The 16,743-nt window shown below is 70.1% G+C and carries 8 protein-coding genes and 1 pseudogene; 1 reads left to right on the top strand and 8 read right to left on the bottom strand.

Annotated elements, in window-relative coordinates:
* The 8 genes and pseudogenes from ACIP5W_RS24310 to ACIP5W_RS24275 form a co-directional block, all read right to left on the bottom strand.
* A partial coding sequence (locus ACIP5W_RS24310; protein WP_401477273.1) for an alpha-amylase family glycosyl hydrolase occupies positions 1-4,001 on the bottom strand: 4,001 nt, incomplete at its 3' end.
* A gap of 47 nt (positions 4,002-4,048) precedes the next feature.
* Positions 4,049-7,153, bottom strand: a pseudogene (locus ACIP5W_RS24305) (alpha-amylase family glycosyl hydrolase); the annotation flags it as partial.
* A gap of 147 nt (positions 7,154-7,300) precedes the next feature.
* A complete protein-coding gene (locus ACIP5W_RS24300) occupies positions 7,301-9,019 on the bottom strand; it encodes a carbohydrate-binding module family 20 domain-containing protein (RefSeq protein WP_401477251.1) in 1,719 nt (572 codons plus the stop codon).
* A gap of 414 nt (positions 9,020-9,433) precedes the next feature.
* Complete coding sequence (locus ACIP5W_RS24295; RefSeq protein WP_401477248.1) at positions 9,434-10,492, bottom strand: LacI family DNA-binding transcriptional regulator; 1,059 nt, start codon at positions 10,490-10,492, stop codon at positions 9,434-9,436.
* Positions 10,480-12,165 carry a glycoside hydrolase family 13 protein gene (locus tag ACIP5W_RS24290; protein WP_401477245.1) on the bottom strand — a complete coding sequence of 562 codons (1,686 nt, stop codon included), beginning with the start codon at positions 12,163-12,165 and terminating at the stop codon, positions 10,480-10,482. The genes ACIP5W_RS24295 and ACIP5W_RS24290 overlap by 13 nt, the downstream gene beginning before the upstream one ends.
* A gap of 28 nt (positions 12,166-12,193) precedes the next feature.
* Positions 12,194-13,000, bottom strand: coding sequence for a sugar ABC transporter permease (locus ACIP5W_RS24285; RefSeq protein ID WP_401477270.1), 807 nt, complete (start codon positions 12,998-13,000; stop codon positions 12,194-12,196).
* A gap of 77 nt (positions 13,001-13,077) precedes the next feature.
* Positions 13,078-14,091: a carbohydrate ABC transporter permease gene (locus ACIP5W_RS24280; RefSeq protein ID WP_401477242.1), complete on the bottom strand. Its 1,014-nt coding sequence runs from the start codon at positions 14,089-14,091 to the stop codon at positions 13,078-13,080.
* A 21-nt stretch (positions 14,092-14,112) separates the two neighbouring features.
* Entirely contained in the window at positions 14,113-15,387 is a 1,275-nt protein-coding gene (locus tag ACIP5W_RS24275) for an extracellular solute-binding protein (protein WP_401477239.1), read from the bottom strand.
* Positions 15,388-15,655: 268 nt separating this feature from the next.
* Between ACIP5W_RS24275 and ACIP5W_RS24270 the strand changes: the two genes are divergently transcribed.
* On the top strand, positions 15,656-16,693 hold the full coding sequence (locus ACIP5W_RS24270) for a LacI family DNA-binding transcriptional regulator (protein ID WP_401477236.1): 1,038 nt from the start codon (positions 15,656-15,658) through the stop codon (positions 16,691-16,693).
* Positions 16,694-16,743: the final 50 nt, after the last annotated feature.

Below are 16,743 nucleotides of genomic sequence, written 5' to 3'. Positions count from 1 at the left end.
TTGTCGAGGACGCTGGTGTCCGCCTGGCCGCCGGCGACGGTGTGGTTGTAGACGACGTCCATGACGACCCGCAGGCCGTCCTCGTTCAGCGCCTTCACCATCTTGCGGAACTCCACGGTACGGGCCGTGCCGTCGGGGTCGGTGGCGTAGGAGCCCTCGGGGACCGTGAAGTGGTAGGGGTCGTAGCCCCAGTTGTAGGCGTCCTTCGCGGCGGTCTTCGCCACGCACGCCTGCTGCTTGTCGGAGTCCGCGGCGTAGGAGGCCAGGTCGCATCCCGGCGTCGCCCGGTCGGCGGCCTTCTCCGGAACGGTCGAGAAGTCGAAGACCGGCAGCAGGTGCACGTAGGAGGTGCCGGCCCCGGCCAGCGCACGCAGATGCCTGCTGCCCGCCGAGTTCTTCTCGGTGAACGCGGTGTACTTGCCCCGCTCGGCCGCCGGGACGGTCGAGTCCTCGGCGGAGAAGTCCCGCACGTGCAGTTCCTGGATCTGCGCGTCCTCGAGCGGAACGGCTTTCGGTTTGCGCAGCCCGGACCACCCCGGCGGTGTCAGCGACTTGTCCTTCAGGTCGACGACGAGGCTGCGGGCGGAGTTCGCGGTCAGGGCGACCGAGTAGGGGTCGGTGACCTTGTTGGTGACGATCTGGCGGACGCTGGGCGCCCACACCGTGACGGCGTACCGGTACGGCTTGTTCTTCCAGGACTTCGGGCCGGTCACGGACCAGACGCCGGTGGCGTCGTCGCGCCTCATCCTTACGGTGGAGCCGCCGATCTCCAGGGCGACCTTCTGCGCGGTCGGCGCCCAGACGGCCAGGGTGGGACGGCCGTCGCGGAACGTCGGCCCCAGGCCGGCCCTGGTCGCGCCCGCGTAGAGGTCGTCGAGGACGCCGGGGACCTGCACGCCCGTCGCTGCGAGCAGCGCCCCGTTGGCGGCCCGCTGGGTGGCGACGACCTGGCCGCGCAGGGCGGTGCGGACGCGGTCGCGGTCGCGCGGGTCGACCGTGAAGGCCGGGTAGTCCTTGAGGTGCGGGTGGGTGCTCTTCTGCGCGTCGCTGAGGGTGGCCGGTGTCAGCCGGAGCCAGTGGCCCTCGTGGGAGAGAGCCCCGTCCTCGACGGTGATGTCGCCCTCGGGCGCGTACACGAGTTGCTGGCTGGTGGCGTCGGTGGCCTTCACCTTCCACACCACCGTGTCGGCGTCGATCCACTGGGCCTTCGAGGTGCCGAGGTCCAGGTCGGGGGCGGCGCCCACGGTCGGCAGCAGGTAGGTGCTGTGGCCGCCGACGAGCCAGACGTCCTTGCCGTGCGAGGCGAAGTCCAGGGAGCGGTCGCTGGGGATGTCCTTCTCGTCGCCCTTGTGGACGATGTAGCTGAGGGACGTCGCTCCGTCGGCGAGGGGTACTTCGAAGGTCACGCCGTAGGTGTCCCTGCCGACCGGCTGCAGCGGCTTGGACCAGTCCGTCGGACTGGCGGCGCCGGTCCAGGTGTGCAGGCCCCAGCCGTCGTAGTCGCCGTCGGCGCGGTGGTAGTGCAGGACGGCCTTCTTCTGGTCCTGCGGCGGGTAGGCGCCCTCGGGGGCCGTCACCGCCTGCCCGTCCTTGCCCTGCTCGATCCAGACCTCACCGGTCCTGGCCGTCTCGACCGTGCGCTGCGGGCCGTCCGCGGCGCCGTCCTTCTCGACGGTGTACGTCACGTCGGCCGCGCCGTCGTCGAGTTTGACCCAGGCGAAGGCCCCGTACGCGTCGCGGCCGGTGAAGTCCGCCGTGCCCGCGGAGGACTTGAGCTGCCAGCCGTCGTAGTCGCCGGCCGTGCGCCGGTAGTGCACGACGGCGTAGTCGCGGTCCACGGCGCTCGGTTTGGGCTGACGGGGTGGTTGTCCGGCGGTGGTGGTGGCGGTGTCGCCCGCGGTGCGTCCGGCACCGTCGACGACGACGGCCTTGTAGCGCAGGGCCGTTCCGGCACGCACCGTGTCGGGCAGGTGCTGGGTCACCTTGAACGGCGCGTGGTCGGCCGAACCCAGCGTCCGCCACGGCCCGTCGCCGACCTGCGCGGCGAAGACCACCCGGCCCAGCGGCCCGCCGTCCACGTCCGCGCCGATCTCCACATCACCCGTGGCACCCGCCGCCGGCGCCCTCACCGACACCGACGGGCTCACGGCCGGCGACCCCAGCGGCCTCGCCGCCTTGAACACCACCGCCGACAACGGCGGCACCTCCACCGTCAGTTTCCTGTCGGCACCACTGGTCACCCGCGCCGAAGACCCGTACACACCACGGAAGTCCATCCCCGCCGTGTACGTCGGCACTGCCACCGTGCGCGCTTTGTCGGCGTTGTTGACCGCGACGACGTACTCCACCCGCTGCCCCGGATCCGTGCGCGAGAACGCGTAGACGCCCGCGCCGTCGTCCGCGTACCGCTCCTCCTGCACCCCGTCGCGCAAAGCCGGATGACGCTTCGTCAACTGCGAGAGAGCGGCGATCGACCGGTACAGCGGATGCGACGGGTCGTACGCGTCCGAAGCATGCGTACGACCCGTACCGATCTGATCGTCGTCCAGATAGTCCGCCACCTTCGACGCGAAGAGGGTCTGCCGGGCGCCCTTGTCCCCGCCCGGTCCGGTGAAGCCCTGCTCGTCGCCCGCGTAGATCACGGGGTTGCCCCGGGACAGGAACAGCAGCTCGTGCGCGAACCGGTCACGCCGCAGCAACTCGGCATCGGACGCGCCCGGGTTGTCCTGGCTGACGAAGCTCCCGATACGGCCCATGTCGTGGTTGCCGAGGAAGGTCACCTGCTCGTAGGCGTTGGCCTTGTCGGTGGTGTAGCGGTAGTCCTGGGCGAGGACGTCGGAGAGGGTGCTCGCCGGCTTGTCCTGGGAGGCGTAGCCGCGGATCGCGTTCTGCAACGGGAAGTCGAGGGTGGCGTCGAGCCGGCCCCGGGTGACGTAGGGCGCGGTGACGGCCGGGTCGGAGGAGAGGGTCTCGCCGAAGACGAAGAAGTCCTTGCGCCCCTTCTTCGCGGCGTAGGCGTCGATCGCGGTCGCCCACTGCGTCCAGAACGGCATGTCGACGTTGCGGACCGTGTCGACGCGGAAACCGTCCACGTCGAAGTCCCTGACCCACCTCTGGTAGATCTTCTCCAGGCCCTTGACGACCTCGGGCCGCTCGGTCCACAGGTCGTCGAGACCGGTGTGGTCGCCGTACAGGCCGCTCTCGCCGACGAACGTCGAATCGCCCCGGTTGTGGTACATCGTGGGGTCGTTCAGCCACGCCGGGACCTTGGTGTCGGTCTCGTCCTCGTTCACCACGGGTGTGTACGGGAAGCTGTCGCGGTCGACCTCGCCCATGCGGGTGCTGTCGTCGAAGGGCCGGCCCTCGGTGTCGAGGTAGGGGTAGGCGCCCTTGGGGCGGTAGCCGTACTTCTTCTCGGCGTTCGTGACGGTGTCGGCGGTGTGGTTGGTGATGACGTCGAAGAAGACCTTCATGCCCTTGGCGTGGGCCTTGTCGATGAGCTCCGCGAGCTCGGCGTTGGTGCCGAAGTGCGGGTCGACCTGGGTGAAGTCGGTGATCCAGTAGCCGTGGTAGCCGGCGGACTCGCCGCCGCCCTGCACCGGTTTGTTCTTGAAGATGGGCGCCATCCAGATGGCGGTGGTGCCCAGTCCCTTGATGTAGTCGAGCTTCTTGATCAGGCCCCTGAGGTCGCCGCCCTGGTAGAAACCCTTGTCCGTCGGGTCGAAGCCCGTCGTGGTCCGGTCGCCGGCGAGTCCTCCGCGGTCATTGGCCGTGGAGCCGTTGGCGAACCGGTCGGGCAGCAGGAAGTAGGACTGCTCCCGGGTCAGGTCGTGGCGGGCCGGCTCGGCTGCCAGCCGGGCGTCGGAGGGCGGCCCGGGCGGGCGGGGCGCCGCGGCCGCCGGCTGGGGGGTGCTCAGCGCCGTGGCGAGCAGTGCGGCCACGACGACGGAGGCGGCCGCGGTGGTGGGGCCTCTTGGGTCCCTCTGGTCTCTTCGGTCCAGGAACGAGCCGATCACTTGCTGGATCCCTCCGGTCGGTTGTCTTCGATACGCACGCCGGTGGCGCCCAGCAGGGCACCGCTGTCGGCGCGTTGGGTGGCTATCGGCCGGGCCGCGAGTGCCTGGCCGATGCGGTCGCGGTCCCTCGGGTCCACGCGGAACGCCGCGGCCTGCGCGTACTGCGGGTAGCGCGCTCTCTGGGCGTCGGTCAGCTCGGTCGGTACGAGCCGCAGCCACTGCCCCTCGTGGGACAGGGCGCCGTTCTCGATCGTGAGGTCGCCCTCGGTGGCGTACACGAGTTGCTGACTGGCGACGCCGCTGCCCTCACCCGCCCACACGACGGTGTCGTCACCGATCCAGGCGGCCTCCGACGTGCCGAGGTCGAGCCCGAAGGCGCCGCCGGGAGAGGGCGTCAGGTAGGTGGGTTCGCCCGCCACGCGCCAGACCTCGTGGCCGTACAGGGAGAAGTCGAGGGCCTCGTCGAGGGGGATGTCCTTCTCCTCCTTCTTGTGCAGGATGTAGCTGAGCGAGGCGGCTCCGTCGTTCAGCGCCACTTCGAAGACGAGCCCGAAGGAGTCCTGGCGCACCGGCAGGACGGGGTCGTTCCACTCGGGCGGATCGGCGGACCCCGTCCACGTGTGCAGGCCCCATCCCGCGTAGTCGCCGTCGGGCCGGTGGTAGTGCAGGACGGCCTTCTTGCGGTCCTGCGGCGGGTAGGCGGCCCTGGGCCTGGCGTTGCGGACGGTCGCGCTGCCCTCCTCGGTCCACACCTCGCCGGTGGCGGCGAAGTCGAATGCGCGCGCGGGCCCGTCGGCGGCCCCGTCCTTCTCCACGGTGAAGCGGATGGTGCCGGTGCCGGTGCCGGGCGTGATCCACGCGAAGGCCCCGTAGGCGTCGCGGCCGACGAACCGTGCCGTCGTACCGTCGGCGGTCCGCAGCACCAGGCCGTCGTAGTCGCCGTCGGCACGCCGGTGGTGGACGACCGCGTGGTGTCGCTGCGCCGTCGGTCTCTCGGGGACGGGCGGTTGTCCGGCGGTGGTGGTGGCGGTGTCGCCCGCGGTGCGTCCGGCACCGTCGACGACGACGGCCTTGTAGCGCAGGGCCGTTCCGGCACGCACCGTGTCGGGCAGGTGCTGAGTCACCTTGAACGGCGCGTGGTCGGCCGAACCCAGCGTCCGCCACGGCCCGTCGCCGACCTGCGCGGCGAAGACCACCCGGCCCAGCGGCCCGCCGTCCACGTCCGCGCCGATCTCCACATCACCCGTGGCACCCGCCGCCGGCACCCTCACCGACACCGACGGCCCGCCGGCCGGCAACCCCAGCGGCCTCGCGGCCTCGAGCACCACCGCCGACAACGGCGGCACCTCCACCGTCAGTTTCCTGTCGGCACCACTGGTCACCCGCGCCGAAGACCCGTACACACCACGGAAGTCCATCCCCGCCGTGTACGTCGGCACCCCCACCGTGCGCGCCGTATCGGCGTTGTTCACCGCGACGACGTACTCCACCCGCTGCCCCGGATCCGTACGCGAGAACGCGTACACACCCCGCCCCTCGTCCGCGTACCGCTCCTCCTGCACCCCGTCACGCAAAGCCGGATGACGCTTCGTCAACCGCGAAAGAGCAGCGATCGACCGGTACAGCGGATGCGACGGGTCGTACGCGTCCGAAGCATGCGTACGACCCGTACCGATCTGATCGTCGTCCAGGTACTCGGCCACCTTCGACGCGAACATCGTCTGCCGGGCGTACACATCACCCGCCGGTCCGGTGAAGCCCTGCTCGTCGCCCGCGTAGATCACGGGGTTGCCCCGGGACAGGAACAGCAGCTCGTGCGCGAACCGGTCACGCCGCAGCAACTCGGCATCGGACGCGCCCGGGTTGTCCTGACCGACGAAGCCTCCGATACGCCCCATGTCATGACTGCCGAGGAAGGTCACCTCGCCGTAGGCGTCGGCCTTGTCGGTGGTGTAACGGTAGTCCTGGGCGAGGACGTGCGCGAGGTCGCCCGCGGGACCGCCGCGGGAGGCGTAGTTGCGGACCGCTGCCTGGAGGGGGAAGTCGAGGGTGGCGTCGAGCCGGCCCTCGGTCAGGTACGGCGCCATGACGACCGGATCCGCGGAGAAGGCCTCCGCGAAGATGAAGAAGTCCCGCTTGCCCTGCCGGGCCGCGTAGGAGTCGAGTGCCGTGGCCCACTGTGTCCAGAAGGCCATGTTGACGTTCTTCGCCGTGTCGACGCGGAAACCGTCGATGCCGAAGTCCCGCACCCACTTCTCGTAGATGCGCCGCATGCCCTCGACGACCTCGGGCCGCTCGGTCCACAGGTCGTCGTTGCCGATGAAGTCGCCGTACAGGGCGCTCTCCCCGGCGAAGGTGGAGTCGCCCCGGTTGTGGTACATCGTGGGGTCGTTCAGCCACGCCGGGACCTTGACGCCGGTCTCGCCGGCGCGGGTGCGCGGCGTGTACGGGAAGCTGTCCTCGTCGACCTCGCCCACGCGGATGCTGTCGTCGAAGGGCCGGCCCTCGGTGTCGAGGTAGGGGTAGGCGCCCTTGGAGCGGTAGCCGTACTTCTGCTCCGCGTAGTCGACGGTGTCGGCGGTGTGGTTGGTGATGACGTCGAAGAAGACCTTCATGCCCTTGGCGTGGGCCTTGTCGACGAGCTCCGCGAGCTCGGCGTTGGTGCCGAAGTGCGGGTCGACCTGGGTGAAGTCGGTGATGGAGTAGCCGTGGTAGCTGGCCGTCTCCGTGCCGTTCATGGTCTGCACGGGCCTGTTCTTGAAGACCGGTGCCATCCAGATCGCGGTGGTGCCCAGACCCTTGATGTAGTCGAGCCTGTCGGTCAGTCCCTTGAGGTCGCCGCCCTGGTAGAAGTGCTTGTCGGTCGGGTCGTGGCCGGTCTGCGAACGGCCGCCGGTCAGGCCGCCGTCGTCGTTTGCGGTGGTTCCGTTGGCGAAGCGGTCGGGCAGCAGGAGATAGAACTGCTCGCGCGACGGTGCGGGCCGCGCCGGTGTGCGGGCGAGCGCGCGGTCGGACGGCGGCCGTGGAGTCGCGGCGCCGGCGGGCGGGATGGTGGACGGCAGGGCCGGCAGCACCGACAGGAACAGTGCGACGGCCGAAACCCGGGCGGTTCTGCGCCGGGACGGTAAACCGGACATGGGGCCTTTCTCCTCACCGGTCGAACGGGATCGGCCGCCGTGTCCGCCACGGCAGGAACCGGTGCGGGCACGGCGGGCCGCCCGGTTCGCCGTCGTACGGCGAACCGGGCGGGCCTTCGGTCGGCGAGACGGAGCGTTCGCCCGGCTTCAGCTGCGCCAGGTGTCGCTCAGCAGTGTCTTGCCGCTGGACTGGACGGTGGCGGTGCGGTTGCTCCCGCTCTCCCAGGTGACCTTGCCGGAGGCGTCCTTGCGCACGTACTTGTACTCGAAGGAGGTACCGGCGGGGAGGGCGAGGTCGAGCTTCCAGACGGGGTAGGCCGCCGGGTCGAGCTTGAGCGCGGCGGCGGGGTTCCAGTTGCCGAGCTCGGACTTGTTGCCGGTGACGTAGATGTTCTCGCCGAGGACAGTGGTGGCGTTGACGCTGAACGAGGCGCCGGTGGTGGTGTCCCCGGGGTCTCCGGGGTTGCCCGGGTCCCCGCCCGAGCCGCCGCAGCTGGTCGCCCCCGTGTGCAGGGCGAGCGCGGTGTTGGCGCCGAGGGTGGCGGTGAACTGGCCGGAGCCGTTCACGGTGACCGGCTTGTCGCTCTGCACGTCGCAGTAGGTGCCGGCGGGCAGCGACGTCTGGAAGGTGCGGTTCAGCGACGAGGACTCGTGGTTGATGGCGACGTAGGCCTTGTCGCCGCGGCCGAAGGCGATGGCGTTGCTGCCGTTGTCCCACCAGTTGGTCACGGCGGCGCTGCCCGCGGTGTTGCGGAACTTCACCATGCTCGCGATCTCGCGCCAGGCGTGCTGGCACTTCCAGCCGTCGGTGTAGCAGGCGTTGACCTGGCCGCCGTTGGGTCCGCCCGCGTCGTTGTTGCTGAACTCGTAGCCGGACTGGACGTCGGGCGAGCCGTAGGGCCAGGCGAGGCTGAAGACCTGGGCGAGCGTGTAGTTGGCGCCGTCCTTGTAGGACAGCGTCTGGCCGTTGCGCTCGGTGTCGTGGTTGGCGACGAAGGTGGCGGCCTTGCCGCTGGAGAGGTATCCCCAGGCCTCGCCGAAGTTCTTCAGGTACGACAGCTTCTCACCGGAGAAGATCCGCTTCAGGTCCCTGCCGTAGCCGAACTCCTGGACGTCGCCCACCCCGGTGTACTCGCCCGGCTGCACGGCCTCGCCGGCGGCTCCGATGGTCTCCAGCTTCATGTAGACGCCCGGGTTGGTGAGGCGGCTCTTGATGTTGGCGAGGTCGTCGACCGCGATGTGCTTGGCCGCGTCGACGCGGAAGCCGTCCGCGCCGAGGGAGAGCAGGTCGTTGAGGTAGCCGGCGATCGTCTTGCGGACGTACTCCTCGCCGGTGTCCAGGTCGGGCAGGCCCGCCAGCTCGCAGTGCTGGACGTTCCAGCGGTCCCCGTAGTTGCTGATGTCCGTCTTGCAGTCGTCGAGGTCGGACGCGGAGTAGGTGCCGGGGTAGTCGTACTTGCTGTAGCTCGAGCCCGCGGTCCCGGTGCCGGCGCTGTTGGCCATGTGGTTGATGACCGTGTCGACGACGACCTTGACGCCGGCGGCGTGACAGGTGTCGATCATGCTCTTGAAGGCGCTGCGGTCGCCCAGCCGCGTGCCGATCTTGTAGCTGACGGGCTGGTACGCCGTCCACCACTGCGGTCCCTGGACCCGCTCGTTCGGCGGTGAGACCTGCACGTACCCGTATCCGGCCGGCCCGAGCTGGTCCGTGCAGGCCTTGGCGACCGACGCGAAGTTCCACTCGAACATCACGGCGGTGACGTCCTTGTCGCCCGGCGGGTCCGCCTGCGCGGTCGTGGGCGCCGTGACGACCACAGCGGCTCCCGCCAGCAGGGCGAGTGCAGCGGTCACGGTCTTCTTGACCATCGTTCCTCCTGATCCACCACATTGGGGATGAGAGGCCCTACGCAGCAACGCGCCGTGCACGACAGGCCTTTGACGATTCTTGCTGAAAAGCATCAGCAAGCCCTTGCGACCGAGACCGTACGAGCCCCCGGAGGATCGGTCAACCCTCCTCGCAGAGGCACCCGGTTCTTCCGCCTCAAACCTCGAAATCGTTGAGCAGTAAGGAAGTTGGAGCTTTGCAAACCCTTTCGTAAGCGTTTCAGAGGTGTTACGTTCAATCAACGTCCGGTCCGGCGGATCGGAGACCCGCACCGTTGTCGGGGTCCACGCGCACGACCCGCCGGACCGGACCTCCAGATCGGGGCTCCGCAGCCTTCGTGCCGCCCCGCCGCCCCGACCAGGGCCGGCTGCGGAGCCTCCCCCCGGCCGCTCGGCTCACCCGGACCGCCGGGCCGTGGAACTGCGCACGACCAGCTCCGGTTGGAAGACGAACTCCGTGCGCTGCACCGGGTTCCCCCCGACCTCCTCCAGCAGCGCGCCGACCGCGGCGGTCGCCATCGCCTGCACCGGCTGACGCACCGTGGTCAGCGGAGGATCGGTGAAGGCGATCAACGGGGAGTCGTCGAAACCGATGACCGAGACGTCACGCGGGACATCCAGACCGCGATCGCGCACCGCTCGGATCACCCCGAGGGCCATCAGGTCGCTGCCGCAGACGATGCCCGTACAGCCCCTGTCCAGCAGCGCCGCGCCGGCCGCATGGCCTCCCTCCACCGTGAACAGGGTGCGCTCGACACTGCGGTCCGCCTCGGCGACCGGCGTCCCGCAGAGCGCGTGCACGGCCGTCGCGAACCCCTCGGCCTTGCGCCGCGAGGGCACGAAGCGTGTGGGCCCGACGGCGAGCCCGACCCTCTCGTGGCCCAGATCGGCGAGGTGACGCACCGCCATCCGCACGGCGGACCGGTCGTCGGAGGAGACGTAGGACGCCGTGATGTGCTCGTTGTAGCCGTTCACCAGTACGAACGGAACGCGGCGGGAGGCGAGCTTGTGGTACCGGGAGGGGTCGGCCGTGGTGTCCGCGTGCAGCCCGGACAAAAAGACGATGCCCGTGACGCCCCGGTCCTCCAACTGCTCGACCAGCTCGTCCTCGGTGGATCCACCGGGCATCTGGGTGCACAGCACGGGCGTGTACCCGTGCCCGGCCAGCACTTGTTCGATGACCTGGGCGAAGGCGGGGAAGATCGGGTTGGTCAGTTCCGGGATGACCAGCCCGACCAGGCCGGCGCTGCGCTGGCGCAGGCGTACGGGCCGCTCGTAGCCCAGCACGTCGAGCGCGGCCACCACCCGCCGCCGGGTGGTGGGGGCGACGCCGGGTCTGCCGTTGAGCACCCGGCTCGCGGTGGCCTCGCTGACCCCGGCCTGGGCGGCGATGTCGGTGAGCCGCGGGGCGCCGCTCTCGGCGCCCCGCGATAAGGAGAGGGTCACGCCGCCCACCAGACGGTGCTGTCCGCGGGAAGCCCGGCCGCGTGGTCCTCGCCCACCGGACCGCGACTGCTGAGCAGCGGCCGCCCCTGAGGCGTCCACCGCACCGGCGCGCCGGTCAGGTTGACGGTGCAGACGAGGTCGCCGTTCCACGGTCCGTCACCGGGGCCCTGCGCGGTACGCCGGAAGGCGAGAACCCCTTCGGGGGCGTCCAGCCACTCGACCCGGTCGCCGGCACCGAGCGCCGGATGCTCGCGGCGCAACGCCAGCGCGCTGCGGTAGAGCTCCAGTGTGGAACCGGGGTCGCCGGACTGGGCCTCGACCGACAGGTTCCCCCAGGTACCCGGCTGCGGCAGCCAGCTCGGCCCGCCCGCGACCGGTCCGAAGCCGTACGTCGGCCCGGTCCGCGACCACGGGACGGGCACCCGGCAGCCGTCGCGCAGCCCGTCCTGTCCGTTGTCCCGGAAGAAGGACGGGTCCTGCCGCGACTCGTCCGGCAGGTCCGTCACCTCCGGCAGGCCGAGTTCCTCGCCCTGGTACAGGTAGGCCGAGCCGGGAAGCGCCAGCATCAGCAGCGTCGCCGCGCGGGCCCGGCGCAGCCCCTGCTCGGCGCTGCCCTCGGCGAGACGCGTGGCGTGCCGGACCACGTCGTGGTTGGACAGCACCCAGGTACTGGGCGCGCCGACGGGGAGCATGGCGTCGAGGCACTCGTCGATGGCCCGGCGCAGCGCGCCGGCGTCCCAGCCCGCGCCCAGGTAGTGGAAGTTGAACGCCTGGTGCAGTTCGTCGGCGCGCAGGTAGTTCGCCGTGCGCTCGGCACTGGGCGTCCACGCCTCGGCGACACCGATGCGCTCACCGGGGTACTCGTCGAGGATCCTGCGCCACGAACGGTAGATCTCGTGCACGCCGTCCTGGTCGAAGAAGGGCAGTGACTGGGTCCCGAGCAGTTGCAGCTGGCCGGTGCGGCCCATGTCGGGCAGTCCCGCGGCCTTGACCAGCCCGTGGGCGACGTCGATCCGGAAGCCGTCGATGCCCATGTCGAGCCAGTAGCGCAGCACCGACCGGAACTCGTCGCGCACCGCGGGGTTCTCCCAGTTGAAGTCGGGCTGCTCGGGGGCGAAGAGGTGGAGGTACCACTCCCCCGGTGTGCCGTCCGGGTTCTCGGTGCGCGTCCACGCGGGGCCGCCGAAGATGGACTCCCAGTCGTTGGGAGGAGCCTCCCCCGCGGGCCCGCGTCCCGGCCGGAAGTGGAAGCGGTCGCGCAGCGGGGACCCGGGGCCCTCGCGCAGGGCGCGCTGGAACCAGTCGTGCTGGTCCGAACAGTGGTTGGGGACCACGTCGATGATCACGCGCAGCCCCAGGAGGTGTGCCTCGCGGATCAGTTCGTCCGCGTCGAGCAGGGTGCCGAAGACGGGGTCGACGGCCCGGTAGTCGGCGACGTCGTAGCCGCCGTCGGCCTGGGGGGAGACGTAGAAGGGGCTGAGCCAGACGGCGTCGACGCCGAGGTCCCTCAGGTAGGGCAGCCGGGAGCGGATGCCCTGGAGATCGCCGACGCCGTCGCCGTCGCTGTCGGCGAAACTGCGCGGATACACCTGGTAGATCACCGCTTCCCGCCACCATTGCGGGCGCTCGCCCGGGCCGGAGGGTTCGGTGTGCGTGCTGGGTTCAGCGACGTACTGGGTCATGTCTTTCCTGCCTGGGATGTGGGGGCGGTCAGGACTTGGTGGCGCCGGCGGTCAGGCCCGAGACGAGGTGTCGCTGGACGAGCCCGAAGACGACCGCGGCGGGGACCGCGATGATCACGGCGGCCGCGGTCAGCGAACCCCAGTCACTCGTGTACTGGTTGACGAACGTCTGGAGGCCTCCGGCGAGCGTGAGGTTCTCCTCGCCGGTCATGAAGGCGGAGGCGTAGGCCACTTCGGCCCAGCCGGTGATGAAGGTGTAGAAGGCGGTGACGGCGAGCCCCGGCCTGGCCAGCGGCAGCACCAGCCGCCAGAACGTCCCGAACGGATTCAGTCCGTCGACCCGGCCGGCTTCGTCGATCTCGACCGGGATCCCGTCGAAGTACCCCTTCATCATCCAGGCGCAGAACGGCACCGCCACGGTGAGGTAGGTGACGACCAGGCCGATCGGCTGGTTGAGCAGCCCGAGGTCGGCGAGCAGGTTGTACAGCGGCACGATGAGCACGGCGACCGGGAACATCTGGGTGAGCAGCAGCATCCACATCAGGGGGCGCATGCCGGGGAAGCGGAAACGGCTCACCGCGTAGCCGGTGGTGGCGGAGATGAAGACGCCGATCACCGTGGTCAGGCCGACGACCACGAGCGAGTTCTGCAGCCAGGAGGTGAAGTCGGTGTCCCGCACGACGTGGCCGTAGTTGCCGAGGGTGAAGTCCTTGACCAGGGAGGTGTCGAACGCGTCCGTCTTGGGCTTGAAGGAGGTCACCAGCAGCCACAGCGGCGGGAAGACGGCGACCACCGAGGCGATCAGCAGTGTCAGGTGCAGTCCGAGGGAGGCCAGCGGGCCGCGGTCGCCGCGCTTGCGTGCGGGGACCGATGGCTTCGTGCCGGCGACGTCCGGAGCGAGCGTGTCGTCGGTCACCAGGTGTCTCCCTGGGTGCGCAGCGAACGGCGGTAGGCGGTCGCGAAGAGTGCGAGGAGGAACAGGATCAGCACGCCCCAGGCGGCGGATGTCGCGTAGTCGCGCGGGCTGATGACGAAGGACATGCGGTAGGCGTACGTGACCAGGATCTCGGTGGCGTCTCCGGGGCCGCCCCGGGTCAGCAGGAAGATGACCGGGAACATGTTGAAGGTCCAGATGGCGCTGAGCAGGACGACCGTGCTCGAGACGGACCGCAGGCCGGGCAGCGTGATGTGGCGGAAGCGCTGCCAGGGGCTCGCCCCGTCCATCTCGGCCGCCTCGTAGAGCTCACCGGGGATGGACTGCAGTCCGCCGAGGAGGGCGATGAGCATGAACGGCACCCCGAGCCAGACGTTCACGGTGATGACGGAGACCTTCGCCCAGGTCGGGTCGTTCAGCCAGGAGATCCGGTCGAAGCCGGCTCCGGCGAGGAGTTCGTTGAACAGGCCGCTGCGCTCGTTGAACAGCAGGCGCCAGGTGAACACGGAGACGAACGCCGGCACCGCCCAGGGCAGGATCAGTGCCGTGCGGTACAGGGAGCGGCCCCTGAAGCTGCGGTTGAGCATGACGGCCAGCACCAGGCCGAGGGTGAAGGAGAGCGCCACACAGCTGACGGTCCACACCACGGTCCAGCCGAGCCGGTCCCAGAAGACGCCGTCCTGGAGGATGGCCTTGTAGTTGTCGAGACCGACGTGGTCGTAGGTCGCCGGTATGTGGTTGACGCCGATGGTGCGTTCGACGTTGGCCTCGTTCGCGTCCGTGAAGGACAGCCAGACTCCGCGCGCCAGGGGATATCCGATGATGACGCCGATCACGGCCACCACGGGGGCGACCATGCTCCAGGCGTACCAGTGGGTGGTCAGGGCTCTGCGCAGCCGCCCCGGGGACTTGTGGTCGGTGCGGCGGCGGTGGCCGGGGGCGCCTGGGGCGCCCGCGGCCTTCGCCGCCGACAGACTGGTTTCGACAGCCATGTGCCGGTCAGCTCCCCTGGTCTACTTGTAGTCCTTGAGCAGCTTGCGGTAGGCGTCGCCGGTGTTCGCGGCCGCCTTCTGCGGGCTGGTCTTGCCGGACAGCACGTTGGCCATCTGGAGCCGGATCGGCTCGAAGAGGGCGTTGCCCTGGGCGATCCACGGCCGTTCGACGGCCTTGTCGACGGCGGGCTTGAAGAACTTCACCATCTCGTTGTCCGCCACGGCCGGGACCTCGTAGACGGACGCGCGGGTGGGCAGCAGGCTCAGCTTCTCGGTGGTCTGCTGCTGCACCTTGGCCGAGCTCATGTACTTCACGAAGGCGTAGGAGGCGTTGAGGTTCTTCGAGCCCGCGTACACGGAGAGGTTCCAGCCGCCCTGGGGTGAGCCCTGCCGGGCGGTGCCGGCCGGCACGGGGGCGACTCCGAGGTTGGCGGCGTCCTTGAACTCGGTTCCCGCCCGTACGTCCTCGATGGCCCACGGGCCGTTGAGCATCATGGCGACCTTGCCCGACTTGAAGGCGTTCTCCATGTTGTTCCAGCCGTCGGACGCGTCCGTGATGGCGGCCTTGCTGTCCACCAGGTCCTTGAGGACCGCGTACGCCTTCACCCCGGCCGCGTCGTCGACCGTGACGGTCCTGCTCTTCTCGTCGACCAGGTCGCCGCCCTCGCCGTAGAGGTAGGGCAGGAACCAGTACGGGTCGTCGCCGCGCAGGTAGAGCCCGGTCGCACCGGTCTTCTCGGTGATCTTCGCGGCGGCCGTCTTCAGCTCGGCGACGGACGCCGGCGCCCGGACGCCGGCCTTGTTCAGTAACTTCTTGTTGTAGAACAGTGCCAGGGTGTCGATCACCTGGGGAACCGCGTACGTCTTGCCCTCGTAGCGGGTGCTGGCCGCGGCCTGGGGGAGGTAGTCCGACTCCGCGTCGAGGGCGGCCGTGCCGTCGAGCGGGGCGAGGTAGCCGATACTGGCGAAGTCCGCGACCCAGGCCACCTCGGTGCGCATCACGTCCGGGGCGCCGGAGTTGCCGCCGGCCGCGTTCTTGAACTTGGCGTTCGCCTCGCCGAAGGGGACGTTGACGTACTTGACGTCGACCTTCGGGTGTTCCTTCTCGAAGCCCTCGGCCAGGGCCTGGTAGGTCGCCTTCTCCGCCTCGTTGGAGGTGTCCCAGAAGGTGACGGTCCCCGAGAGCTCCTTGCCCCCGCCTTCGGCGCCGTTCTGGCCGTCGTCGTCTCCGCCGCACGCCGAGGCCGTCATGGCCAGGGCCGCGATCAGCGCGGTGGCCGCAATGCCACGCCGCATGTGAACTCCTATGGGTGGTCCCGGAAATGGGCGGAGGCCGACATGCCTCACGCGAACCGCTCCTGCGCGGCGCCGGGGTTGCCAGGAACGTAACAGGATCGAAAAGGACTCCGAAAGCACTTGCTGCATTTTGCTGCAAGCAGTTTCAGCCATTGTGCGGACGTCTCCCCGGCGGCCTGCCGGGGCGCGCGAGAGGGGCGTCCCGGCGCGGTCCGGGCACGCCCCGTGCCCTGGGCACACATGGGGCCGGCGGGTACAGTTCACTGCCATGACCGCGCGGCTTGCCGACATCGCAGCCCAGGCGGGGGTCAGCAGGGCCACAGTCAGCCGCGTGCTCAACGGCGCGCGCGGCGTGGCCTCGGACACCCGTGACTCCGTGCTCGCCGCGCTCGACGCGCTGGGCGGTGAACAACCGCTGCGGCAGCGCCGCGGGGAGCTGGTCGGCCTCATCACACCGGAGCTGGACAACCCCGTCTTCCCCGCGCTGGCCCAGGTGATGGGACAGGCGCTGACGCGTCAGGGGTACACCCCCGTGCTGGCCACGCAGACCCCGGGGGGCTCGACCGAGGACGAACTCACGGAGATGCTCGTGAGCCGCGGGGTGTCCGGCATCATCTTCGTCTCCGGCCTGCACGCCGACACCACCGCCGACACCGGACGCTACGACCGGCTGCACGAACAGCACGTGCCCTTCGTGCTCGTCAACGGGTTCTCCCCCGAGATCGCGGCTCCCTTCGTCTCCCCGGACGACCGGGCCGCCATGCGTCTGGCCGTGGCGCACCTGGCGGAGCTCGGGCACACCCGTATCGGCCTGGCGGTGGGGCCCGGCCGCTTCGTGCCGGTGCAGCGCAAGATCGAGGGATTCCGCACCGGCCTGCGCGAGCAGCTGGGGCTGACGGCCCAGGAGTCGCAGGAGCTGGTCCAGCACTCCCTCTTCACCCTGGAGGGCGGTCAGGCCGCGGCCGCGGCGCTGATCGACAGGGGCTGCACGGCCGTCGTGTGCGCCAGCGACATGATGGCGCTCGGGGCCGTGCGGGCCGCGCGGCAACGGGGTCTGGACGTGCCCGGCGACGTCTCGGTCGTCGGTTTCGACGACTCCCTCCTCATCGCCTTCACCGATCCGCCCCTCACCACCGTCAGGCAGCCCGTCAAGGCGATGGGCCAGGTCGCCGTGGGGGCGCTGCTGGAGGAGATGACGGGTACGCCACCGCCCCGCACCGAGTTCGTCTTCATGCCGGAGCTGGTGGTGCGGGGCTCCACCTCCGCCGGTCCGCGCAGCGGTCGGCGTCCGGTGGACCGGCGCTGACCCGTCGGCGTTCGTGCGGTGCCGGCTACCGGGTGCGCGCCGGGTCGCCG

This window comes from Streptomyces sp. NPDC088766, from assembly GCF_044750845.1.
In the GTDB taxonomy this organism is placed as follows: Bacteria; Actinomycetota; Actinomycetes; order Streptomycetales; family Streptomycetaceae; genus Streptomyces.
The sequence above is the reverse complement of the archived record's forward strand: the minus strand, read 5'-3'. Positions and strand labels throughout refer to the sequence as shown.